The following is a 22,957-nucleotide window of genomic DNA, read 5'->3' on the forward strand; positions in this document are numbered from 1 at the left end:
CGCGGGTACTGCCTACGACAAAGTTTACCAACGCACCTTGCCCTGCCGGACGGGAAGAGGCCCCGCAACGGGGTAAACCGCACGGGTGTGAGAAACAACTCTCCCGTGCAACCCGGCTTAAACCAGCAAAGCGGGGAACGCCCTAAGGCGCTTCCCGCTTTGGCTGGAGATTTCTCAGTGGAGATGGGGGGAATCGAACCCCCGTCCGATGTCGCTTTGTCAGGGCTTCTCCGGGCGCAGTCTGCAGCGGATTTTCTCGGTCCCAGCCATCACGCAGACAAGTGGCTGATCCGGACCCAGCCGTCTAAAAGTCCCGAACACCCCAACGGCGAAGGTGTTCAGCAGTGGCCCTCTAAATGACGCCAGGCACCGGGGCGAGAGCATCCCCGGGCTGACGGACTATGCCTTACTGCTTAGGCAGCAAGAGCGAAGTCAGTGCGCTTTGATTCGGCACTTATTGGTTTACAGAGATCGTTAACGAGATAACCCTGTATCCTCGGCCCGCTTCCCCTGTCTCAACAAAACATCGTCGAAACCGGTCATCCCCTTATTGAGTTACCAATCCGGCCGAAGCCGGAACACTCATTGTACCGCATGATTCACAGAGCGCTTCAGAGCCGGATGCCGAAGACCACTACGGGTGAGCCCCAAACCACCAGCAGAATCCACGAGACGAGCACGAAGAGGACCGAGAGGATGCTCAGCGCGGTCATGCCCGGCGCCTTGCTGCGGAAGGCCCAGGCGAACAAGGCGATGTTCGCCAGGACCAGCACCGGCGCGAGCCATACCAGCACGTGTGCAAGGAACAGGTAGTACGCGGCAAAGAACGGAACCACTACCAGGATGACCACCGGCAACACTGCGAGGACTATCAGGAGGTCGACGGCCGTAACGATCCACGTCCAGGCCGGCTTGCGGGCGGCGGCTTCCTCGTCCACTTCTGCCTGCGGCTCCCAGAACGTTCCACTCATGCGCCGCGGTTCTTCTCGCGCATCGCGCGAAGTGCTTCACGGTTGTCCTGCTTCTCCCGCAGGGTATTGCGCTTGTCGTACTCCCGCTTACCGCGGGCGACGGCGATCTCCACCTTGGCCCGTCCGTCCAGGAAATACAGCTGCAGCGGCACGATGGTAAAACCCGATTCGCTGGTTTTGCGCATGATCTTTTCCAGCTGCTCGCGGTGCAGCAGCAGCTTGCGGCGGCGGCGGGCGGAGTGGTTGGTCCAGCTGCCGTTGAGGTACTCGGGAATGTAGGCGGCTTCGAGCCAGAGCTCGTTGTTGTAGAACGTGGCGAACCCGTCCACCAATGAGGCGCGGCCCTCACGCAGCGACTTCACCTCGGTCCCCATCAAAACCATCCCGGCCTCGTAGGTATCGAGGATTTCGTAGTCGTGCCGGGCCTTGCGATTGGTGGCCACTACCTTACGGCCACTTTCCTTAGGCACGGGGCAACTCCTTAGTAGGTTCTAGCGAAAGCTCTATTGTAGGCCTAGAGCAACGTCCTCGGGTCCACCAGGGCACCATTGAGCACTGTCTCGAAATGCAGGTGGCAGCCGGTGGAATTTCCGGTGCTCCCCACATATCCGATCAGCTGGCCCTGCTCCACCCACTGTCCGGCGCCCACCGCGAAGCCGTTGAGGTGGTAATAGTTGGTGGCCAGGACGTTGCCCTTCACCACACCGTGATTGAGGACAATCCGGTTGCCCGTTCCGATCATTTCCCCGCCGCCCTGGTCGGCCCGCCAGACCTCGCCTGCGGCAGGCGCATAGACCGGCGTGTTGCAGGACGGCGCATAGTCGATGCCGGAGTGCAGGTAACCGCCGTTGCCGAAGAAGTCGATGGATCCGGCCGGGGTTGCGCGCCAGCCGAAGCCGGAGGAAATAGGAGCGCCGACTACCGGAGGGCGAAGCCCGAAGGAGGACGGACTGCCCGGCTGCGGAATGTTCTGGGCCGGCGGTGCGGGACGGTTGTTCCGCGCTGCTTCTTCGGCCGCTGCGCGGTTGGCTTCGTCAATGCGGGCCTGTTCGCGTTTGCGGTGTTCCTCGAGCAGGACCCGCTGCCGCTCCGCGATATCCGCAGTGACCTGGGCACTTTCCTTTTCCAAGCTGGCCATCTGGGACTGGAGCTTCGGCTTCTGCGCCTCCAGCTCCTGGTTCATCGCCGTGGTCTGGGCAACCAGGTCGTCCACCTTCTGCTTCTCCGCGGCTGCCGCGTCACGCGCGGACTGTTCGGCCTTGAGTGCTTCTTCCGCCTGGGCCTTGAGCTTGCTGATCTCGTCGGCCACAGCTGACAGCCGCGCCTCGGAATTCACGTTATTGGCGTTCTGCTGGGACAGCTTTTCCACGGCGGCGTTCTGGCCCTTAAGCGCTTGTTCCGCCATGCCGAGCGAATCGGTGAGGCTGTCCGCACCCTTGGCGCCGAACATCAGCGAGAGGGTGGAGGGAACACCGCCGTTTTTATAGGCCTGGGAGGCAATCTGTCCGATCGCCTTTTCGGTGGCCGCAATGTTCTCACGGTCCTTCTCGATCTGCGCCGTAATGGTTTCGTGGGTGTTCTGGGCGAGGGCAACGCGTTCATTCAAGGCGCTCACCTTGCCGGCGGCACTGTCGACACGTCCCTCGGCATCGGCGAGCTGCTGCTGTGCGGCCGGGAGCTGGCCCTTGTAGATGTTGAGCTTGGCTACCGTCTCGGCAATATCTTCGCCGAGGTACTCGTAGTCTTCCTGGACCTTCTGCTTCTCGGCTTCGATGGCAGCCTTGCGGTCCTCGAGGTCGTCTGCACTTGCCGCGCTGCTGAACGCAACGGAGAGCGTCAGCGTCAGGAGGGCGACAACCGCCGCCAGGGCCCGGGACGCCGGCGCACGTCCGATTCGTTTAGGCACAGCATTATCCATTGATGAGACTCTCCATGATCTTGCAGATTCCATTCCCAGTGCTCATGACTCTAGACCTTCAGGTACCGGCGGAGTGTCAAGAGCGAGGATACTCCCGCCAACAGCGCTCCGAGAACAAGTAGAACGGGTGTCAGGTACAGGACCTGTTCCGACGAGATAAAGGCCGTGGTGGGGTATTGCCGCGCCAGGTTTCCGATAAAGAAGTGCGCGGTGCTCCATAGTGCCGCTGAGGCCAGCACTGCACCGATGACGGCGGCGATCACACCTTCCAGCACGAACGGCAGCTGGATGACGGCCTTGGAGGCGCCCACCAGGCGCATGATGCCCGTTTCCCGCCGTCGGCTGAACGCCGAAAGCCGGATGGTGGTGGCAATCAGCAGGATGGCGCAGACCAGCATAACGCCGGCGATGGACAGCGCGGCAACGGAGGCAAGGTTCAGGTACGTAAACATCTTTTCGAAGAGTTCACGCTGGTCGCTGACGGACTCGACGCCAGGCTTGGAGGAGAACGCCTCGTTGATGACCTCATACTTTTCGGGGTCCACCAGGGACACCCGGAAGGACTCCGGCAGCATGTCGGCGGTGATGCTGTCCACGATCGGAGAGTTCGCGAACTGCTCGCGGAAGTGGGTCAGCGCGGTTTCCTGGTCTTCATACTCAACGGTTTCCACGTAACGGTCCGCCTGCAGGTCCGCCTCGATGGCAGAGCGCTGCTCGTCGGTGACGGCACCGGAAGCGCAGGACGCGGAGGTGTCGTTCTCTGTGCACAGGTAGACCGCAACCTGCACGCGGTCATACCAATAGCCCTTCATCTGGCCGATCTGCAGCTGCAGCAGCCCTGCCGCCCCCACAAACGTCAGCGACACGAAGGTCACGAGGATTACGGAGACAACCATGGACAGGTTCCGGCGGAGCCCGGAACCGATCTCGCCCAGGACAAATGCGAGCCTCATTCGGCTACCCCGCTCTCCGTACGGCTGGACCCATCCGGCACGTCTGATCCGTCCCGCTCCGGCTCCGGTTCGCCCAGGTAGATGCCCTCATGCTCGTCACGGATGATCTTGCCGTTGCGCAGTTCCACCACGCGCTTGCGCATGGCGTTGACGATATCGTCGTCGTGCGTAGCCATCACCACCGTGGTGCCGTTCTGGTTCACCCGGTCCAGCACCTTCATGATGCCCAAAGACGTGGTGGGGTCCAGGTTTCCGGTCGGCTCATCGGCGAGCAGGATGCCGGGCTTATTCACAATCGCCCTTGCGATTGCCACGCGCTGCTGTTCACCGCCGGAAAGTTCGTGCGGCATGCGGTTACCCTTCCCCTCGAGCCCGACCGTCTTGAGGACTTCGGGCACCGAGTCGCGGATAACGGCACGGCTGCGGCCGATCACCTGCATGGCGAAGGCAACGTTCGCAAAAACCGTCTTGTTGGGAAGCAGGCGGAAGTCCTGGAATACGACGCCGATCCCCCGGCGGAGCCGCGGCACCCGCCAGCTCGGAATCTTCGCCACGTTGGCGCCGGCTACGTAGACGGTGCCCTTGGTGGCGTGCTCCTCTTTCATGATCAGCCGGATAAACGTCGATTTACCGGAGCCGGAAGCGCCTACGAGAAACACGAACTCGCCGCGGTCCACGTCAAGGCTGACCGAGTTGAGCGCAGGCCGGGAGTTCCGGTCATAGAGCTTGGTGACATTGTCGAAAGTGATCATCACTACTTAGTGCCCATGAAGCGGCCGGAGACACGGGCCTTGGTTCGGGGTATGGGCACCGGCCTCTCGACTATAGCCAGCTTCCGACGCAGTGAGCCACAACCCGATAGCGCGTGTCGGACTGCACACCGGCACCAGGGGGCCGGGAACCTGCCCGCGGACGGGGTCCAGTCCCCGACCGCAGCCGCCGCGGCCTATTTGCGGGCGGAGACGCTGCCGTGCGCACGCCAGCGGATGCCGGCATCGATGAAGTCGTCAATCTCGCCGTCGAACACTGCGGAGGTGTTGCCCACCTCGTGTTCGGTGCGGAGGTCCTTGACCATCTGGTACGGGTTGAGCACGTAGGAGCGCATCTGGTCGCCCCAGGAAGCCTTGACGTCGCCGGCAAAGGCCTTCTTCTCGGCGTCCTCCTGCTCCTTCTTCAACAGCAGCAGGCGGGACTGGAGCACGCGCATGGCGGCGGCACGGTTTTGCAGCTGAGACTTTTCGTTCTGCATGGAGACCACCGTGCCGGTGGGAAGGTGGGTGAGCCGGACGGCGGAGTCGGTGGTGTTCACGGACTGGCCGCCCGGACCGGAGGAGCGGAAGACGTCGACGCGGATTTCGTTGTCCGGGATGTCGATGTGGTCCGTGGGTGCGATCAGCGGAATGACCTCGACGGCGGCAAAGGACGTCTGCCGGCGGCCCTGGTTGTCGAACGGGCTGATGCGGACCAGGCGGTGCGTGCCGGCCTCCACCACCAGGGTGCCGTAGGCGTAGGGAGCCTTGACCTCGAAGGTGGCGGACTTGAGGCCGGCCTCTTCGGCGTAGGAGGTATCCAGGACGGTGGTGGGGTATCCGTGCCGTTCGGCCCAGCGCAGGTACATGCGCAGCAGCATCTCGGCGAAGTCTGCGGCGTCCACTCCCCCGGCACCGGAACGGATGGTCACCACGGCTTCGCGTTCGTCGTATTCACCGGAAAGCAGGGTGACGACTTCCAGCTGGGACAGGGACCGGCGCAGGGACTCCAGTTCCGTCACGGCCTCGGCCTTGGAATCCGCGTCGGCCTCGTCCTGGGCCAGTTCCACCAGGACCTCAAGGTCGTCGATGCGGGATTCGATGGTCTGCAGGCGCTCCAGCTCCGACTGGCGGTGCGAGAGCTTGGAAGTGATCTTCTGCGCCTCGGAGGGGTCGTCCCAAAGATCGGGGACGCCGGCCATCTCGCTCAGCTCTTCGATGTCCTCTTTGATCTTTGCCACGTCCGAGACCTCTTCAATGGAGGCGAAAGTGGAGCGGAGGGCGCGGATTTCTGCGGGAAAATCTATTTCTGCCATGGTGCTTACAGACTACGCCATGTCCCTGCGCCGCTGCCCGCCGTCGTCGTGCCGGGCAATGCCGACACCGGGACGCGCCGGGGCCGATGCGCGCGGCGGTGTCCGTGGGCGGCGTTAGATTAATGGGGACGGATATGGAATGTACGCCCTTTCGAAGGAGCCTCTCTTGACCCATCCCGAGCGCGGACGCATGTACACCCTGGACGAACTCAACGACCTTGCCGAGCAGGGCGATCCCTGGGCCATGGGCAAAGTGGACGAGTGGGAGCAACACTTTTCCAACGAGTATGTGGGCAATATGAAGGACAAGTGCCCTGACAGCGACTGCGAACAGTTCGGTGAGCCGGTGACCATTTGCTACGGCGAGGACGGCCGGATCCTGGACGTGGACCACGGCGGCTGGGGCCACGGCCCGGTGCGCGAGGCACAGGCGCAGGCGCAGGCACAGCGGAAGGCTTCGTAACTTTTCACTGCAGCAGCCGGGCCCGGGCTTCACTGACCGCGGTGATGGAGATTCCGTCCGGCACCAGGAAATTGACGATGGGCGGATGGACCCGCGCCGCCAGAACCACGCGCGCGGTCCGGCCGTCCGCCGTGCCGGTCTCTTCGGTTACCGCAAGCTCCGTGAACCGTTCCTCCGCACCCGTTTCGGCGAGATAGCGGCGGGCGGCGCTGCGGACGGCGTCGGCCTCCAGCACGGCCGCCGGCCCCGTTCCTGCGGCGGCCTCCCCCAGCGAGAACGTGTCCGCCGCAGCCACGGCCGCACCGTCGGCAGCCGAAAGCAGCTTTTTCTGCCCGAGATAGACGGACGACGCCGCCATCACCACTGTGACGGTCAGCAGTGCCAGCACGGTGTACCCGATGATCAGCACCCCGACCTGCCCGCGCTCCCCGTCCTCCCGCTGCCCGGCCGGCGGCCGTTTCCCAAACCCCCGGCTCATCCGTTGCGCTCCACAACCTGCGTGGACTCGGAATCCACCGCTACCGGCGACCCGTCAGCCCGCGGAAGCCCGGGAAGCGGCACCTCATACCGGACGCTGACAGTGACGGTCGAGCCGGGTGCCAGACAGGTTTCGGAGCAGCTGATGTCCATCAGCATGCCGTCCGCCTGCAGCCCGAAGTCGCTCAGCGCGAGCTCGGCCGCATCTGCCGCCTGCTGTTCGCCAACCACAGCGTCGGGTGCTGCCGCATAGACCTTGGCCGCAGCGTCGGCCGCACCGACCACTGCGAAGGACGCCGCCTGGATCCGGCCGACGGTGATCACGAGATACACCACGGGCACCAGGAGGATCAGGCCCAGGAAAATGAACTCGACGACGGCACTGCCGGCGTCGTTTGGTGCCTGTCCCGTCTCTCCCTCACCGTCTGGCCGCATGCCCCTTCACCTCGATTCCGTCACCGGGTCCGATGAAACCGATGACCGGCAGCGGTGCCCGCACCGTGATCTCCAGCAGGCGTGCGCCGTCCACGGTCTGCTCTGCGTAGCTAACGTCCCCGGCATACTCCTCGCCGAGTGAGCTGCCGATCAGGGCGGCCGTACGCGCCGCGCCGTCCGCCGGGGTGCGGTCCGCCAGCGTGCCGTAGCGCGCGCCCGTGGCTGCGGCGTCGATCAGGGTGTTGCGAACGTGCAGCACCAGCGCCAACTGCACCACAGCCATAAACACCAGGCTCACCAGCGCGCCCACCATAACGAAGTCGACGACGGCGGATCCCCGTTCCCGCTCCGGACCGCAGCCGGCAAACCGGTCCGCCCGGCGACCCTGCCAGCGCTTTATGGCTGCACCTGTTCTATTGCGGATTCGAACAACCGCTCAAGGGCCGGCTGCACCAGGAGCAGCAGTCCAGCCACGAGGATGGCGGACATGAGGGTGATCATCACCCACCCGGGCACATCTCCGCGCTCCGGGTCCTTCGGGTGCAGAGCTGCCTGGCACTGCCGCACCAGCCGGTACCACCATCCCGCTGCCAGTGCGACGGCCGCTCTCCATCCTTCACCTGGCGCATGTGCGCTGTTCCGGTGCCTGCTCGCATTATTGCTGCTCATCCTGTCTCCATCCCTCGACATGCTTGGCCTTGCCTTCACCTGCCGCCTCATAGCCCCAGCCTCAGCAGCGCCAGGCCCGGAAACACCGCAAACAGCACGGTCAACGGCAGGATTCCGAAAACCACGGGCACCATCATGGCTATTTCCTTCTTGCCTGCGGTCTCCATCAGTTCACGCTTGGCGCTGTCCCTGACGTCCTGGGCCTGTGCACGCATAACATCTGCCAATGGTGTTCCGCGGTCGACGGCAACGGTGACTCCGTCGACGAAACGGGTTAACGGCGCCAGACGGATCCGGTCGGAGAAGTCCTGCAGGGCTTTGGTGAGCGGGTGTCCTGAGCGGGTCTGGGCAAGGACACGACTGAACTCGTCTGCCAGTTCCCCCTGCGCAGCGACGGAAACGCGTTCCAGCGCACCGACGGCGCTTTCCCCTGCGCTGACGGCGAGCGCCATCATTTCGGCAAGGCTGGGGAATTCGGCGAGGATGCGGCTGTTGCGCCGTTCGATCTGCCGGGTCAGCAGGTAGTCCCGCAGCAGGAATCCGGCAACGGCGCAGGCACATATACCAAAGGCCACCGATACAAGTCCTATGCGACCGCTCCCGGCGAGAAGCGCGCCTGCGGCTCCCCCGGCCAGGAACCCCGAACCGGCACATAAGACCTGCTCTGCACGGTAGTCCGACACGGATTTGTTCCCGCCTGCCTGCTGCAGCCGCTGCGCGAGGGTCCGGTTGGCCGGAGACCAGCGGGCCAGCCGGCGGACGGCGTCGTGGAGCAACGGACGCAGGATCCGCTCCAGCGGGCCGAAAGGCGTGATGTCGGAGGCGGACAGCAGGAGCCCCGACGCGGGCCGCACGGAACGCAGCTGCGGTTCCACGCGCGCAGTGAAGGTCCTCTGCCGCAGCGGCGGCAGCCGGTGGAGGACCAGCAACAGCCCGGTGCCCATCAGGGCTCCAGCCAGCACCGCTGCCGCCATCCCGGGCGTCACCGCAGCACCCGCACGTCTTCGGGCAACGCGCCTATCCGGAGCATCAGGCGGTAGCAAAGGACGGAGATGCCGATTCCGGCGACCAGGACCGTCGCGCCCGCAGCGGAGTTGTAGGCTGCGGCGGTTTCCGGGCGCGCCGCCAGCAGCAGCAGCACCGCCCAGGGCGCCGCCACGGCCAGCCTCGCTGCGTTGACGGTCCAGGACTGCCGTGCCAGCAGCTCGCTCCGGGTCCGCGCGTTTTCACGGAGAAAACCGGCCAGTGTGCCGAGGAGCCTGCCCAGATCGGTGCCGCCTACCTGGCGGGTGATCCGCAGGGCTTCGATGATGCGGTCCGCCACCGGGTCCGCGAGGTTGTCCTTGAGCCGGGTCAGCGAATCCTCGAAGTTGCCTCCGGACCGGTAGTCGGCGGCAAAGGCCCGGAAGTATCCCCGCAGCTCCTCCGGGCCGTTCCCGGCCAATTGGATGAGGGCCTCCGGAAGCGACAGGCCTGCCCGGATTGCAGAGCGCAGGTGGTCGACGACGTCGGGCCACAGTTCCGCCAGCGAGGCCCTCCTGCGTCGGGCCTGCATACGCACTAACGCGTAAGGCAGTCCCGCCCCGAAAAGCGCGAAGCAGGCCGCGATGGGTAATGACAGCGTCAGGATGAAGAACAGGAGAAGGACGAAAACACCCGTGACGGCGCACGCGGCGAGGAGTCCGGCGGCCCTGACCCGTTCGATGCCGGCCTGCCGCAGCAGATCGTCCAGGTATCCGGTTCGACGCCGCCGGGAAGGGGTACGGGCTGTCGTGCTCCAGCAGGACTGCCACAGCAGCAGCAATCCCATGCCCAGGGTCAACCCCGCTGCAGCGCTCATGCTGCCGCCCCGAGCAGGGCAGCGACGTTCACGCCGGCCAGAGCGAATTTGTCAGCCGACGGCATGGAGGAAGCCGTCACGGCCAGCTTGCCGTCCACCGGGCCGAATACCGGGGACGACTCGATGATTCCGCCTTCCACCCGCCGTCCCAAGGCCAGGATTTCGGTGACCTCGCGTCGTCCCGTGCCGGTTCTGGAGCAGTGGACCACCAGGTCGATGCAGGACGCCACGGTCGGAACCACGAAGGCACTGGAAATATTGTTCCCCGCCAGCAGGGGCAGTGTGCACAGCTTGGTTACCGCGTCCCGGGCGCTGTTCGCGTGGATGGTGCACATGCCGGGCAAACCCGCGTTCAGCGCAATCAGCATGTCGAGGCTCTCGGCTTCACGGACCTCCCCCACGATCAGCCGGTCCGGGCGCATGCGCAATGCTTCCTTCACGAGCCTGCGGAGCGGGATTTCACCCTGTCCCTCCAGGTTCGGCTGACGGCACTGCAGCCCCACCACGTCCCGAAGGGGGAGCTGCAGTTCAAAGATCTCCTCGACCGTAACCACCCGTTCCCTTGGTCCGATGGCCGCAGCAAGACAGTTGAGCATGGTGGTTTTCCCCGCCTGCGTGGCGCCGGAGACGAGGATGTTCAACCCGGCAGCCACGGCGGCTCCGAGGAAGCGGGCAGCATCAGGGGTCAGCGTGCCCAGTTCCACAAGGTGGTCGAGGCGGCGGGCCCGGGCGACGAACTTGCGGATATTCACGGCCCAGTGCCGCCTGGTCACGTCCGGGATGGCCACGTGCAGGCGGGACCCGTCCGGTAGCGCCGCGTCTACGAACGGGGAGGAAAGATCAAGCCGCCGGCCGGAGGACTTCAGCATCCGTTCCACCAGCAGCCGGACCTGCTCGGCCGTCAGCGTCAGGGAAGTCAGCTCGGACCGGCCGTCCCGTGCGACATAAACCTCGGAGGGCGAGTTGATCCACACTTCTTCGACCGTGGGATCATCCAGCAGCGGCTGGAGCGCACCGAAGCCCGCCACGGCGTCGAAGACCTGCCGGCGAACGGATTCCGGCCGCCCCAGCGGCGGCAGGGTCCCCAGCAGGGAGCGGTCGTCGTAATCGGAGACGGCAGCATCCACGAGCCGGCGAACCTCCGCGGACTGTTCCTGCGGATCCAGCCCGCGCACGCGGATGAGCTCGCGTACCTCGTCTTCGACTATCCGCGCTGCATCCATCGCTACCCCCGGCATGGCCGCTGCCCGAAGGCACCGGCACGAGACTGGCGTTGGTCCGCTCCGGCCAACGGGCCACACGATAAAGGCTGCGCCGGGCGAAGGCGAGGGTAGTGCCCGGCAGCTGTGGATAAAGACCGCCCCGGTGGATGCGGCCCGCGAAACTCCGCAGGAGAATCACCGGAAGCAGGTACCACCTAGGTGATTTTCTATTGTTGGCTAGGTACCCGGATCCTAAACTGGCCGTATTCAAGGCAGCCGGGTTTCTCTGCTTTCCCGGCGCCAAAGGCGCGATTCAAGGGCGGCGCCATGGCTGCGGTCGACATTCTGCTCCCCTATTACGGCGACGAAGACCTGATGCGGCAGTCCGTCCGCAGCGTCCAGGACCAGGACAGTCCGGACTGGCGGCTGCTGGTGCTGGATGATGCGTATCCCGGCGGCGATCCGCGCGGGTGGTTCACCTCGCTGCAGGATCCGCGGATCCACTACGAACGCAACGAAGAGAACCTCGGTGCCAACAGGAATTTCCAGAAGGCACTCGGCCTTGCCGAGGCTCCGGTAGTGGTCATGATGGGCGCCGACGACGTGATGCTCCCCGGTTACCTGGACGCCGTCCTGGGTTTGCTGGACGCCTACCCCGGGGCCGCCGTCGTACAGCCGGGGGTCAGCGTCATCGACGGTGACGGGCTGGCCGTCTCGACCCTGGTGGACCGGATCAAATCCGTGCTGACGCCGGGTTCCGGGGGAACGGTGTCCCTCGCGGGAGAAGAAATGGCAGCCAGCCTCCTGCACGCCGGCTGGCATTACTTTCCCTCGCTGGCCTGGCGCCGGGAGGTGATCCAGGGATTCGGTTTCCGGCCGGAGTACGACGTCGTGCAGGACCTTGCGCTGCTGATGGACATTGCCGCCTCGGGCGGCTCCATTGTGGTGTCCACGGGCGACGTCGTTTTCCACTACCGCCGCCACGACGCCTCGGATTCCTCGGTCCGGGCGATGGACGGCCGCCGCTTTGATGAGGAACGCCGGTTCTTCCAGGACCAGGCGCTGCGCTTCACCGGGCTCGGCTGGAACCGGGCGGCCCGCGCCGCCCGGCTGCACTGGACATCCCGGCTGCACGCCGTGTCGCTGCTGATGCGTTCCCTGCCGCGGCCCACGTCCACCGGGATCCAGGTCCTGGGCCGCCACGCACTGACCTAGCCCGGCGGGTCTTCCCCGTTCCCGCCGGCCCTGCCTCCGGATTCCTGCCCGCCGTCGCCCGGCAGTCCCCTGCCCGGTTCGCCGCGCTTGCCCGGTTCGCCGCGCTGCCGTGCCTGCTCGAACTGTGCGCGCAGAATCGAAAGTTCCTCTGCCAATATGCGGCTTTCATCTTCCACTGCTGTCACCTCGAGTGAAAGGTGGAGGCACACCCCGGCCAGAAAAACAATTGCCACGGCGAAAAGCAGATTGGAGGGCACCTGAACGCCCAGAAGTTCACTCGCCCACCGCAGGATTCCGGGGAACAGGGCGAGTACCAGGGTCACCGTCCCGACGATCAACCAGAGAAACGTGTATTTCTCCCGCAGCTTCCGCCGGCGAAGCAGGACAGTAATCGCCGCCAGCACTACGACCGCACCGGCGATTACCGGAAAACCGGTCATTGTTCAGGGTGGATCAAGGTGAGCCGCACGGGGTATTGGTCCTTACTTCCTGTGATGACTTGAAGCCCGACACTAGAAGATCACTGCTTTAAAAACGAGTGTTACGCGGTCAATTCGTTCTCCGACAGGCGCTTCTCCGGCTTATTGCCGATATCCCGAAACGTCCCGGTTCTTCCGGTATTCTCTTCTCACCCGCCCCTTCTTTAACATTTGCCCCACCGGAGCTCCCATGACACGCACCCTTTCCCTTAAATGGCTTTCCGGGGTCGCCCTCGCCGTTGCCTTGACCTCCGGCACACTTCCCGCCGTAGCCGCGGAACAACCTGGCGCCGTCCAGCAGCCGGCACCGGTCGAAACACCCGCAACCAGCCCGGCACCCACGGCTGAACCCGCGGAGCCCGCCGAGAGCGCCGCGCCGGCACCCCGGCCGACAGCGGCTCCGGTGCCCGCCACACCGTCCGCGCCCGCTGAGGGCACGCCCGAGGCGACCCCGCCGGTGGAGCCCGAAAGCGGCGCCGTCGAGGAAGACTGGCTGGCCGAACTCATCGGACCGCTCGGAGCGAAAATGGGGCAGGGCCTGGAACGGCTGGAAGAAACGGGAAATGCCCAGGTGCCCACCGCTGAGGAAACAGCGCTGGAAGCAAAGGTCGAGCGGCTGGCAGGGGACGGCGTGCTGCCGGACGCTCCGGCAACGAAAACACCGCAGGCTGCCCCGGCCGCCTCCATCTCGCTGGCAGCCAACATCCAGCTCGCAGCGGACTGGCGTCCGCCGGGCATCCAGGGCATGGATGTCAGCAGCCACCAGCTCGACGTCGACTGGCGCTACGCCTGGAACCAGGGTTCCCGGTTCGCGTACGTGAAGGCGACCGAAGCGACGTCGTACAAAAACCCTTACTACAACCAGCAGTACAACGGCTCGGTGGACGTAGGCATGTACCGCGGGGCCTACCACTTTGCCATTCCCGGTGTCTCTTCGGGCGCGGATCAGGCAAACTACTTCGTCAACAACGGCGGCGGGTGGTCCGCCGACGGCCGCACGCTGCCCCCGCTGCTGGACATCGAGTACAACCCCTACGCCGAGCTGGGCAACACCTGCTACAACCTTTCCGCGGCGCAGATGGTGTCCTGGATCCGGGACTTCTCCAATACGGTGAAGGCACGGACCGGCCGGCTGCCCATGATCTATTCCACGACGGACTGGTGGAACCGGTGCACGGGCAGCAGCACGGCGTTTGCCGACCACCCGCTGCACATCGCCAACTACAACCAGGTAGGTGCAGGCGCCCTGCCCGCCGGCTGGTCAAGCTACAACGTCTGGCAGTACAGCAGCAGCGGACCGTTCGCCGGGGACTCCAACGTCTTCAACGGCAGCTCCACCGAGCTCCACGAATTCAGCCGCCGCGCCGACAGCTACAACGTGGATACCCGCAGGCCGATCGGTGCGGCCTGGCAGGCAGCCAACGGCGTTGACGGCTCCTGGGGGCTGCCGACAGGCAACGAAAGCTGCTATCCGACCTACTGCACCCAGGCTTTCGACCGGACGACGGCCTATTTGATTACCTCCACAGGAGAAGTCAGGACCGTTTACACCGCCGGAGCCATCGGCAATGCCTGGAAGGCCGCCGGCACCATTTACGGCGCCTCGTCCTGGGGCCTGCCCACGGGCGCAGAAGTCTGTTACGGCAGCGTTTACTGCACGCAGAGCTACGAACGGGCGGTGGCCTACTTCCGGCCGTCCTCGGGCGTCAGCACGGTCCTCCTCAACACGGAGATCGGCCGGGCATGGACCGCTGCAGGCACAATCTACGGTTCTGCGTCCTGGGGCATCCCCAGCAGCAACCACATCTGTGAGCCCACGTACTGCACACAGTCCTTTGAACGTACCGCCGCTTACCGCGGCAACGACGGCGCCGTGCGCACCATTTACCTGCCCGGCGCCATCGGCAGCGCCTGGCGGGCTGCCGGAACCATCTACGGCGCCGCTTCCTGGGGTATGCCCACCAGCGGGGAAACCTGCACCGGCAACGTCTGCACCCAGACCTTCGAACGGGACACCGCGTTCTGGACCCAGGCTTCGGGAGTCCACACCGTCAGGACGTCCTCCCTCATCGGCGGCGCCTGGACCGGTGCTGGCAAAACCTCCGGCTGGGGCAGGCCCACCGGCAACGAGGCCTGCTACCCGACCTACTGCACGCAGGAGTTCGAGAGCCGTTCCGTCTATTCGATGCAGGCCACCGGCGTCACCTCCGTGGCACTGAATGAGAGCGTCGGCAAGGCCTGGAAAGCCTCCGGCGGGCTCGGCGGCGCCGCGTCCTGGGGCATCCCCCTGACCAACCAGGCGTGCTACCCGACCTACTGCACGCAGGTATTCGAACGCCACACGGCCTACTGGCCGAAAAACGGAGCCGTAACCACGGTCCAGACCACCGGCCCCATCGGCAAGGCCTGGACCGCCTCGGGAACCATCTTCGGTTCCTCCTCCTGGGGCCTGCCCCAGTCTCCCGAGACCTGTGAGCCCACCTACTGCACGCAGGTCTTTGAACGGACCGTCGCGTACTGGACTGCGGCCAAGGGCGTCAAGACTGTTGTCCTTGCGGATCCGATCGGCAAGGCCTGGACCGCGTCCGGCAGGATCCACGGAACGTGGGGCATGCCGACGGAAAACCAGGTGTGCTACCCGACCTACTGCACGCAGGACTTTGAACGGACCACCGCGTACTGGACCCAGGCCAACGGAGTGAGCAGCATCTACCTGCCCGGCCAGATCGGCACCGCGTGGACCGCCTCCGGCGGAATCCACGGCACCTGGGGAATGTCGACGGGAAACCAGACCTGCTCCGGCAGCACCTCCTGCACGCAGAACTTCGAGCGGACAACCGTTACGTGGACACAGTCAGGCGGTGTCCGGGTAACCCCGCGCCGGGCCTAGGGCACTGCGGGTAAAGTAGACTGGCTGGGGCACCGACAGGACAAGAGGCACTGATTTTGACGCGACGTGAAACCAACCCCACCAAGGCAGTCTCAGGACCGGGCGGCGGTGGCTTCACCGGGAAAAGCGCCTCCAGGGTAGGGATTTCGTCCATCATCTCCGCCCTCGCCGGCGTCCTCATCCTCCTCGTGACCAGCAGGACGCTTTCCATTGAGGAGAACGCGGACTTCCTGGCGTTCTGGGCGGCCCTGTTTTTCGTCCAGGGAACGCTGGGCGGCATTCAGGCAGAGTCCACACGATCCACGCATGCGGTGGTTCTGGGTGCCCCTGCACACGGCGGATGGTTCTCCCGCCCGATCCTTTCCGGGGCGCTCATCGGAGTGGGTGCGGCCGCCGTGATACTGGCCCTCTGGCCGCTCGGCCGGCATCTCTTCCCCGGAAACACCGGACTGGTGATGACGGCGCTTGCCGTCTTCGCCGTCCTGTATTCCGGGCACGCAGCCCTCGCCGGCAGCCTTCAGGGAACCGACCGCTGGGGAACCTTCGCGAACCTGGTGACCCTGGAATCGTTGATCCGGTTTGCCGCCATCGGCGCGGCGGCGCTCCTGGCCGCTCCGCTGATCGGCGTCGAGCTGGCCTGCATCGCCTCCCTGGCGGCATGGCTTTCGCTGATCATTTTCTCCCCCGCAGCGCGTTCGGCGGCGTGGGCACGCTCGGACGTAGGCCTGGGCGGCACGCTGCGCCAAACCGGCTACGCCTTGCTGTCAGCGGCGTCCTCGGCCACCCTGGTGGTCGGTTTCCCCATCCTGGTCAAGATGACCGCAACGCCGGAGGAGTACGCGCTTTCAGCGCCGCTGCTGCTGGCCGTCTCCATGACCCGCGCGCCGATCATGATTCCGCTGCAGGCCTTCCAGGGCGTGGCGATGAACCTGATTATGCAGGCACGCGGGAGCCTCTCCGCCTTCGTGAAGCCGGTAGGGGCCATCCTGCTTGTCGGACTGGTGGGCGCCGGGTTGGCCGCCCTGGTCGGACCGTCCCTGATGGGCATTTTCGGGCCTGACTACCGTATTTCCGGCTGGGTCCTGGCCGGGCTGACATTCGCCGCGAGCCTGATCGCCCTGATCACCCTGACCGGTACGGCGGCCATCGCCCTGGGCCATCACCGGGTCTACTCGATCGGGTGGATTCTCGGTACCGTCGTGTCCGTCCTGCTGCTGCTGCTTCCGGTCCCGCTGGACCTGCGGTGCGTCCTGAGCCTGACGGTTGGACCGCTGGCCGGGATAGCCGTCCACGTCATTGCCCTGCTCCGGCTGCCCTCCGGCAGCACCGCTAAGTAGCGCCGCCACGTAAAAGGCGGCGCCGCCTCATAGGCAGCGCCGCCGAAGCAGGCAGTGACAGGGCGGCTTTACGCCTCGAGGATGAAGTCCTTCAGCTTACCCAGCACGATGTTCCGTTCCAGGTTCTCGAAGTGGTAGGCCCGGCCTGACTCCCCCAGGGATTCACGTTCGGCATTGCTCATCCGGTAGAGCTTGACCACGTTGTCCGCCAGCGCACGGGCGTCTTCCGTGGGTCCCACGAGACCGCAGCCGGCTTCGTCCATCACGAGGCGGCGGACCTCGCCGTCCATCGCCAGGACCAGCGGCTTGCCGGAGGCGATATAGGAAAGCACCTTCGCGGGGATGGTCGCTTCGAGAAGGTCGCTGGTCACCAGGCATCCCACCAGCGCGTCAGCGATGCCCGTGTAGCGGGGAATGTCCCCGACCGGCCGCTGGCCTTCGAAGTGGAAGCTGTCGGAGAGGCCCTTCTCCTGCACCGTGGCTTCCACCTCGGCCCTGCTCATTCCGTCACCGACAATCACCCATTGGACGTCGTCGATGCCTTCGTCACGGATCAGCCGGGCAGCCTCGATCATGGTGTCGAAGGACTGGGCAGGGCTGATGTTGCCGGCGAAAACCACCTTGAAGCCGCCCTCGAACCGGCGGGCAAGATCCTCGTCGACAATCTGCTCTTCGTAGAGTTTCTCGCAGGCCTGCGGGATGACCGTGATCTTCTCGGCGGGAAGGCCGGACACTCCCGACAGCCGTTCCTTCATCAGGTCCGAAAGAACCACGATTTTATCCACGTTGCGGTAGTGCCAGTGGGAAACCTTCTCGAGCATCCCGCGGAGGAACCTGTTCTTCACGTTGATGACCGAGTAAAGGTTCTCCGGCCAAAGGTCCAGGACGTACATCGTGGTTTCAATCCTGCGGATCTTGCCCACGATGATGCCTGCCAGCGACATCATGACCGGGGAAAGCTGGTACAGGAAGATCCGGTCATACTTCCCGAACAGCATCCTGGGGATGTGGAACAGGCTGAAGAAGGGGAACGAAACGTAGTTCAGGAAGATCCTGGCGCTGGTGTTGCCGCGCCGGGGAATCTCAAGCGTCCGGTGGACGTCGATCCCGTTGTGGTTCTCCCGGTAAGGACCCTTGAACGTGTACCCCGGGAACAGTTCGCCCTTGGGGTAGTTCGGCAGCCCGCACAGCACCTCGACCTCGAGGCCGTTCTCCACGAAATACGCCGCAATATCGTTGAGCCTGAATCCTTCAGGCCAAAAGTGCTGGCAGACAACCAGGATTCTCTCGTTGGGCACGTTCAAGGCTCCTCACCTGATGTTTACTGCTGGACGCCGTTGCCGGCGGGCAACCGGACTTAGCTGACCGCAGGTTCCCCGGCAAGCAGGTCACGCATGTACTGAGTGGTCATCACCTTGGAGACGACCTCGTCAATCGTGAGGCGCTCCGTGTTTTCCGATGTGTATTCCTCAGGAACCTGCGCCATGTCCTGGCCGTCGTCGAAGAACTTTCCGTAGTTCAGGTCCCGGGTGTCGGCCGGAACGCGGAAGTAGCCGCCGAGGTCCTCGGACTTGGCCCGCTCTTCGCGGGTCAGCAGGGTCTCGTGCGCCTTCTCGCCGTGCCGGGTGCCGATGGTGCGGATTTCGACGTCGGCGCGCATGATCTGCTTCATGGCTGCGGCGAGGTCCCCCACCGTGGACGCCGGAGCCTTCTGCACGAACAGGTCGCCCTGGTTCGCGTGTTCGAAAGCGAAGAGGACCAGGTCCACTGCCTCGTCGAGGTTCATGAGGAAACGGGTCATATCCGGGTCGGTCACCGTCAGGTCCTTGCCGGCCTTGATCTGCTCGACAAAGAGCGGAATTACCGAACCGCGCGAAGCCATCACGTTTCCGTAGCGGGTGCAGGAAATCAGGGTGTCCTTGGGATCCACGTTCCGGGACTTGGCGATGACAACCTTTTCCATCATCGCCTTGGAGGTGCCCATGGCGTTGATCGGGTAGGCAGCCTTGTCCGTGGACAGGCAGACAACCTTCTTCACGCCGGCGTCAATGGCTGCCGTCAGGACATTGTCGGTCCCGATGACGTTGGTACGCACTGCTTCCATGGGGAAGAACTCGCACGAGGGTACCTGCTTCAGTGCAGCTGCGTGGAAGATGTAGTCCACGCCGCGTACGGCTTCCCGCACGCTGTTGATGTCCCGCACGTCCCCGATGTAGAACTTGAGCTTGGGGCTGTTGAATTCCCGGCGCATGTCGTCCTGCTTCTTCTCATCACGGGAGAAGATCCGGATTTCAGCGATATCTGTGTGGAGGAAGTGCTTCAGCACAGCATTGCCGAACGAGCCGGTACCTCCGGTGATTAGCAGAGTCTTGTTCCTGAACAACTGGTCTCCTCAGGGATAGAAAATGTCGCGGGTTGATCCAATGCCGGACCCCGGAACCCCCTAGATGATATCAGCGGTTATGCCTTGGATCCGCCTGACGGGACGCGCGCCACAAGACTGGAATGCCCCGCCGGGCGCCCGTCGATTAATGGCTGGCCGCATTCGCCGAGTAAACTCTAGGCATGTCATCTGAAACTTCCCCTCGTGTGCTGGTCATCATGCCTGCCTGGAATGAGTCCGAAACGGTAGGCCGGACCGTTCAGGAGATCCAGGACACCGACCGCGGCTACGACGTCTTGGTTGTGGATGACGGTTCCACCGACGGTACCGGCGTCGTTGCCGAAGCCGCCGGGGCCACCGTCCTGAAACTCCCCTTCAACATGGGCGTCGGCGGCGCGATGCGCGCCGGTTTCAAATACGCCCAGCGGCTTGGCTACGAGACGGTAATCCAGGTCGACGCCGACGGGCAGCATGATCCCGCTGAAATTGAAACCGTCCTGGCCGGACTGCAGCATGCGGATATTTCCATTGGCGCACGTTTCGCGGAGAAGGGAAACTATACGGTTTCCGGCCCCCGGAAATGGGCCATGGTATTTCTCGCAGCCGTTATTTCCCGGCTTGCCAAGACCAAGCTGACTGATGTCACTTCCGGTTTCAGGGCGGGAAATGTCAAGGCAATAAACCAGTACATTGCGCATTATCCAGCCGAGTACCTCGGGGATACCATCGATTCCCTGGTGGTGGCTATCAAGTCCGGCTGCACAGTGACTCAGGTCCCGGTCGCCATGCGTGCCCGGCAGGGCGGACAGCCCAGCCACAACCCGGCCAAGGCAGCGATCTACCTGCTGCGTTCCGTATTCGCCCTCCTCTTTGCGTTGAGCCGCAGCGGGAGCAAGCCGCACCAGGCGGAGGTTGCCTCAAAATGATCAATATTGCCGCGTTTATATTCGCATTCGTTGTCGTCGCGCTCGTGCTTGAGCTGGTCCGGCGCAAGCACTTCAAGGAGAAATACGCTGCCCTCTGGCTGGTGGTCGGCGTTGCGTCGCTGGTCCTGGCCGGCTGGCCCAACCTGCTGAACATCGTCAGTTCCGCAATCGGGGTACAGGTAGGTTCAAACTTCCTGTTCGGCATGTCCTTCCTGCTCCTGATCGGTGTCTGCCTGCACCTGTCCTGGGAACAGTCCGTCAGCGAAGAGGAAATCCGCGTTCTGGCAGAGGAAGTCGCTATCCTCCGGTCCTCGGTCCTGGCCCTGGAGGAGCAGGCCTCCGGCACCCCTTCCGACGCCGGACAGCTGCTGCGCAGCGATACGTCCCCGCAGGGCGGGGTGCAGCAAGCGCCTGGCCACTAGGCCCGCCGCGTCCAACGCAAAAAAGCTCCCCCCGCTGCCAGGCAGCGGGGGGAGCTTTTTAGTGGGGAGCCTAGGCCTTGTCCATGTTCAGGCCGGCCCGGCGGTGGTGGCTGTGTGCCGTGGACCGGATGAAGTTGACCGTACGGCGCGAGGTATCCGTGATCTGGTACTCCGCAGGCGCATCGGCCAGCCCGTCGGTACCGGCCTGGTCCAGAACGATTTCGATCGCGTCAACGATCGAGTCCGTCTCGACGCCCGTGGTGATGATGACGCCGGAGTCCAGCGACTCGGGACGCTCGATCCAGTCACGCAGGGTCACGGCCGGGAAGCCGAGGATGGAGGACTCTTCGCTGATCGTTCCGCTGTCGGAGAGCACCAGCTTTGCGGACATCTGCAGCTGGACGTAGTCGTTGAAGCCGAAGGGTGCGTGGAACCGCAGACCCTGCTTCAGCTCCTCCGGCTGGTCCTCAAGCCGCTTACGCGTGCGCGGGTGGGTGGAAACCAGCACCGGCAGTCCATAGTTCTGCGCGAGATGCTGCAGGGCACCCAGCACCTCCTTGAGGCGCTTGGGGTTGTCCACGTTTTCTTCACGGTGCAGGCTGACCAGAAAGTACTCCCCGGCAGTCAGTCCCTGGTCTGCGAGGATATTGCTCTCGGCGATCTGCTTGGCATTGGCTTCCAGCACCTCGCGCATCGGCGACCCGGTGAGCAGGATGCGGGACGGGTGGATACCCTCGGCCAGCAGGTTACGGCGGGCGTGTTCGGTGTAGACGAGGTTGTAGTCCGCAACGTGGTCCACCAGCCGGCGGTTGACTTCCTCCGGGACGTTCTCATCGAAGCAGCGGTTGCCTGCTTCCATGTGGTACACGGGAACCTTCAGGCGGCGCGCGATAAGCGCTGAGATGCAGCTGTTGGTGTCGCCCAGCACCACCATGGCGTCCGGCTTTTCCTGCAGCAGCACTGTCTCAAGCTTGGCAAGGATGCTGCCGAGGACCGCTCCGAGTGAGCTCGTGTCAGCGGCAAGGAAGTGGTCCGGGCGGCGAAGGCCCAGGTCCTCGAAGAAGACCTCGTTGAGTTCGTAGTCGTAGTTCTGCCCGGTGTGCACAAGCACGTGTTCCGTAGACCGGTCAAGACGCCGGATGGTTGCGGCGAGACGGATGATCTCAGGCCGCGTTCCAACTACGGTGAGGACCTTGAGCTTGCGTGACGGGGTATTCATACTTCCTCCGGGAAGGTATCGGGTGATGCGGGATCAAAGATTTCGTTGACCCAGAATGCTGTGTAGAGCTCGTTGGGTCCGACGTTCGTAATGTTGTGCGACCACATTGTCGGCATGTCTATGGCAACAGGCTGTTCTCCGTTTACAGAATATCGAACGACCTCATCCGAGAACATTCGGCGCATGGCGATCTCGCCGGTGCCCGACATGACCACAAACCGCTCAATCTTGTGCCGGTGGTAGTGCTGCCCGCGGGTAATCCCCGGTTTGGTGGTGGAGAAGGAACTCTGTCCTTCTCCGCCTTCCGAGCGGATCAGTTCGACAAAGGACCCGCGCGGGTCCGTCTTGAGTTCCAGCACGCGCGGCAGGCCGTCGCCGGTAAGGAAGGAACGGTAGGTATTAAAGAGGTTGCGCTCGAAATCCGAGTCCAGCCGGGGGATGGTCCCTGTCTCGTATGCCGCAGCCATGGCCTGGATACGTTCCAGCAAGCCGCTCACGGAACACTGCACTTCCACCTGCTGCTGCTCCGCCTGCGGCCGTACGCCCAGGAGAAGCTCCGCAGCGTCCTGTGCGTGCAGGAGCGTCAGCACTTTGTCATCCTGCACAGTGGGCGTTTCACCTGCTGCGGTCAGGTGGCAGAAGGTCGCCACGACTGAGTTGTAGAAGGGCACCCCGTGCTCGCCGAACAGATTGGGCAGCACGATGTCCTTGAACTCGGCCCCCGCCCGGGCCGCCGCTGCGGCGAGGGTCCGGCCGGCGTCGGCCTTGGCCTGCCCGTAGACAGTGCCGTTTCCCTGCTGCACCGAGTTGGCATACACAACCGTTTTCAGCGACGGGCCGGCGGCCGCGAGGACGTCCTCGAGCTGAGTAGCAAACAGGAGATTTCCCTCGGCTACTTCTTCGTCCGTACCCCGGTTTACACCGGCGATGTGAACCAGGGTGTCCGCCCCGGCAAGAGCGGAAACGGCCTCTTCCCGATTGAACCTGTCGCCCAGGCCGATGCTGACGCAGGACTCGCCCAGGCTGTGGGCCAAGACGCGGGTGTGCCAGCCGAGAAAGCCGTTGCCGCCCGTGATTACGAAACTCATGCTGT

At 64.3% G+C, this 22,957-nt stretch carries 24 protein-coding genes and 1 other RNA gene; 6 read left to right on the plus strand and 19 right to left on the minus strand.

What is annotated here, in order from left to right; translation table 11 throughout:
• Positions 1 to 175 precede the first annotated feature (175 nt).
• The 7 genes from ssrA to prfB all read right to left on the minus strand — a co-directional run bounded on the left by ssrA (position 176) and on the right by prfB (position 5,907).
• Positions 176 to 547: a transfer-messenger RNA gene (gene ssrA, locus N2L00_RS11160) on the minus strand.
• 64 nt (positions 548 to 611) lie between these two features.
• Positions 612 to 971 carry a hypothetical protein gene (locus N2L00_RS11165; RefSeq protein ID WP_255764687.1) on the minus strand — a complete coding sequence of 120 codons (360 nt, stop codon included), beginning with the start codon at positions 969 to 971 and terminating at the stop codon, positions 612 to 614.
• On the minus strand, positions 968 to 1,441 hold the full coding sequence (gene smpB, locus N2L00_RS11170; protein ID WP_230020787.1) for an SsrA-binding protein SmpB: 474 nt from the start codon (positions 1,439 to 1,441) through the stop codon (positions 968 to 970). Before smpB ends, N2L00_RS11165 begins: the two co-directional genes overlap by 4 nt.
• A gap of 44 nt (positions 1,442 to 1,485) precedes the next feature.
• Complete coding sequence (locus N2L00_RS11175; protein ID WP_255764689.1) at positions 1,486 to 2,877, minus strand: M23 family metallopeptidase; 1,392 nt, start codon at positions 2,875 to 2,877, stop codon at positions 1,486 to 1,488.
• Between the two features lie 62 nt (positions 2,878 to 2,939).
• Positions 2,940 to 3,842: a permease-like cell division protein FtsX gene (gene ftsX / locus N2L00_RS11180; protein ID WP_255764690.1), complete on the minus strand. Its 903-nt coding sequence runs from the start codon at positions 3,840 to 3,842 to the stop codon at positions 2,940 to 2,942.
• Complete coding sequence (gene ftsE, locus N2L00_RS11185; protein ID WP_255764691.1) at positions 3,839 to 4,594, minus strand: cell division ATP-binding protein FtsE; 756 nt, start codon at positions 4,592 to 4,594, stop codon at positions 3,839 to 3,841. Before ftsE ends, ftsX begins: the two co-directional genes overlap by 4 nt.
• Before the next feature lie 194 nt (positions 4,595 to 4,788).
• Positions 4,789 to 5,907 carry a peptide chain release factor 2 gene (gene prfB, locus N2L00_RS11190; RefSeq protein WP_227933148.1) on the minus strand — a complete coding sequence of 373 codons (1,119 nt, stop codon included), beginning with the start codon at positions 5,905 to 5,907 and terminating at the stop codon, positions 4,789 to 4,791.
• A 166-nt stretch (positions 5,908 to 6,073) separates the two neighbouring features.
• On the opposite strand from prfB, the gene N2L00_RS11195 reads away from it, so the two are divergent.
• Positions 6,074 to 6,370, plus strand: a complete 297-nt coding sequence (locus N2L00_RS11195) for a hypothetical protein (RefSeq protein ID WP_255764692.1) — start codon at positions 6,074 to 6,076, stop codon at positions 6,368 to 6,370.
• Between the two features lie 4 nt (positions 6,371 to 6,374).
• On the opposite strand, the gene N2L00_RS11200 is transcribed toward N2L00_RS11195, so the two are convergent.
• From N2L00_RS11200 to N2L00_RS11230, 7 genes are read right to left on the minus strand one after another with little or no spacing between them, the layout of a single operon-like run.
• Positions 6,375 to 6,848: a pilus assembly protein TadG-related protein gene (locus N2L00_RS11200; protein WP_255764693.1), complete on the minus strand. Its 474-nt coding sequence runs from the start codon at positions 6,846 to 6,848 to the stop codon at positions 6,375 to 6,377.
• Positions 6,845 to 7,282 carry a hypothetical protein gene (locus N2L00_RS11205; protein ID WP_255764694.1) on the minus strand — a complete coding sequence of 146 codons (438 nt, stop codon included), beginning with the start codon at positions 7,280 to 7,282 and terminating at the stop codon, positions 6,845 to 6,847. Before N2L00_RS11205 ends, N2L00_RS11200 begins: the two co-directional genes overlap by 4 nt.
• Positions 7,266 to 7,682, minus strand: coding sequence for a TadE/TadG family type IV pilus assembly protein (locus tag N2L00_RS11210; protein ID WP_255765690.1), 417 nt, complete (start codon positions 7,680 to 7,682; stop codon positions 7,266 to 7,268). The genes N2L00_RS11205 and N2L00_RS11210 overlap by 17 nt, the downstream gene beginning before the upstream one ends.
• On the minus strand, positions 7,679 to 7,951 hold the full coding sequence (locus N2L00_RS11215; RefSeq protein WP_255765759.1) for a hypothetical protein: 273 nt from the start codon (positions 7,949 to 7,951) through the stop codon (positions 7,679 to 7,681). The genes N2L00_RS11210 and N2L00_RS11215 overlap by 4 nt, the downstream gene beginning before the upstream one ends.
• 47 nt (positions 7,952 to 7,998) lie before the next feature.
• Entirely contained in the window at positions 7,999 to 8,937 is a 939-nt protein-coding gene (locus N2L00_RS11220) for a type II secretion system F family protein (RefSeq protein WP_255764695.1), read from the minus strand.
• Positions 8,934 to 9,791, minus strand: coding sequence for a type II secretion system F family protein (locus N2L00_RS11225; RefSeq protein ID WP_255764696.1), 858 nt, complete (start codon positions 9,789 to 9,791; stop codon positions 8,934 to 8,936). The genes N2L00_RS11220 and N2L00_RS11225 overlap by 4 nt, the downstream gene beginning before the upstream one ends.
• On the minus strand, positions 9,788 to 11,014 hold the full coding sequence (locus N2L00_RS11230) for a CpaF family protein (RefSeq protein ID WP_255765691.1): 1,227 nt from the start codon (positions 11,012 to 11,014) through the stop codon (positions 9,788 to 9,790). The genes N2L00_RS11225 and N2L00_RS11230 overlap by 4 nt, the downstream gene beginning before the upstream one ends.
• Positions 11,015 to 11,320: 306 nt before the next feature.
• Between N2L00_RS11230 and N2L00_RS11235 the strand changes: the two genes are divergently transcribed.
• The gene (locus N2L00_RS11235; protein WP_255764697.1) at positions 11,321 to 12,208 is read left to right on the plus strand and encodes a glycosyltransferase; all 888 of its coding nucleotides are present in this window, start codon (positions 11,321 to 11,323) and stop codon (positions 12,206 to 12,208) included.
• Here N2L00_RS11235 and N2L00_RS11240 read toward each other — a convergent pair.
• The gene (locus N2L00_RS11240) at positions 12,205 to 12,648 is read right to left on the minus strand and encodes a DUF2304 domain-containing protein (protein WP_255764698.1); all 444 of its coding nucleotides are present in this window, start codon (positions 12,646 to 12,648) and stop codon (positions 12,205 to 12,207) included. The genes N2L00_RS11235 and N2L00_RS11240 overlap by 4 nt on opposite strands.
• 229 nt (positions 12,649 to 12,877) lie before the next feature.
• On the opposite strand from N2L00_RS11240, the gene N2L00_RS11250 reads away from it, so the two are divergent.
• Complete coding sequence (locus N2L00_RS11250) at positions 12,878 to 15,577, plus strand: GH25 family lysozyme (RefSeq protein ID WP_304659651.1); 2,700 nt, start codon at positions 12,878 to 12,880, stop codon at positions 15,575 to 15,577.
• Between the two features lie 56 nt (positions 15,578 to 15,633).
• The gene (locus tag N2L00_RS11255; protein WP_255764699.1) at positions 15,634 to 16,914 is read left to right on the plus strand and encodes a hypothetical protein; all 1,281 of its coding nucleotides are present in this window, start codon (positions 15,634 to 15,636) and stop codon (positions 16,912 to 16,914) included.
• Positions 16,915 to 16,982: 68 nt separating this feature from the next.
• Here the strand turns inward: N2L00_RS11255 and N2L00_RS11260 are convergent, their stop codons facing one another.
• Both N2L00_RS11260 and N2L00_RS11265 read right to left on the minus strand, forming a co-directional pair.
• The gene (locus N2L00_RS11260) at positions 16,983 to 18,212 is read right to left on the minus strand and encodes a glycosyltransferase family 4 protein (protein ID WP_255764700.1); all 1,230 of its coding nucleotides are present in this window, start codon (positions 18,210 to 18,212) and stop codon (positions 16,983 to 16,985) included.
• A gap of 59 nt (positions 18,213 to 18,271) precedes the next feature.
• Positions 18,272 to 19,297: a polysaccharide biosynthesis protein gene (locus N2L00_RS11265; protein ID WP_255764701.1), complete on the minus strand. Its 1,026-nt coding sequence runs from the start codon at positions 19,295 to 19,297 to the stop codon at positions 18,272 to 18,274.
• A gap of 182 nt (positions 19,298 to 19,479) precedes the next feature.
• Here N2L00_RS11265 and N2L00_RS11270 point away from each other — a divergent pair, with 182 nt between their 5' ends.
• Both N2L00_RS11270 and N2L00_RS11275 read left to right on the plus strand, forming a co-directional pair.
• Positions 19,480 to 20,223: a glycosyltransferase family 2 protein gene (locus N2L00_RS11270; RefSeq protein ID WP_255764702.1), complete on the plus strand. Its 744-nt coding sequence runs from the start codon at positions 19,480 to 19,482 to the stop codon at positions 20,221 to 20,223.
• A complete protein-coding gene (locus N2L00_RS11275) occupies positions 20,220 to 20,645 on the plus strand; it encodes a DUF2304 domain-containing protein (protein ID WP_255764703.1) in 426 nt (141 codons plus the stop codon). Before N2L00_RS11270 ends, N2L00_RS11275 begins: the two co-directional genes overlap by 4 nt.
• 70 nt (positions 20,646 to 20,715) lie before the next feature.
• On the opposite strand, the gene wecB is transcribed toward N2L00_RS11275, so the two are convergent.
• Both wecB and N2L00_RS11285 read right to left on the minus strand, forming a co-directional pair.
• A complete protein-coding gene (gene wecB, locus N2L00_RS11280; protein WP_255764704.1) occupies positions 20,716 to 21,864 on the minus strand; it encodes a non-hydrolyzing UDP-N-acetylglucosamine 2-epimerase in 1,149 nt (382 codons plus the stop codon).
• Positions 21,861 to 22,952, minus strand: coding sequence for an NAD-dependent epimerase/dehydratase family protein (locus N2L00_RS11285; RefSeq protein ID WP_255764705.1), 1,092 nt, complete (start codon positions 22,950 to 22,952; stop codon positions 21,861 to 21,863). The genes wecB and N2L00_RS11285 overlap by 4 nt, the downstream gene beginning before the upstream one ends.
• Between the last annotated feature and the right edge of the window lie 5 nt (positions 22,953 to 22,957).

The sequence above is a fragment of the Arthrobacter sp. zg-Y1171 genome (genome assembly GCF_025244845.1).
Taxonomy (GTDB): domain Bacteria; phylum Actinomycetota; class Actinomycetes; order Actinomycetales; family Micrococcaceae; genus Arthrobacter_B.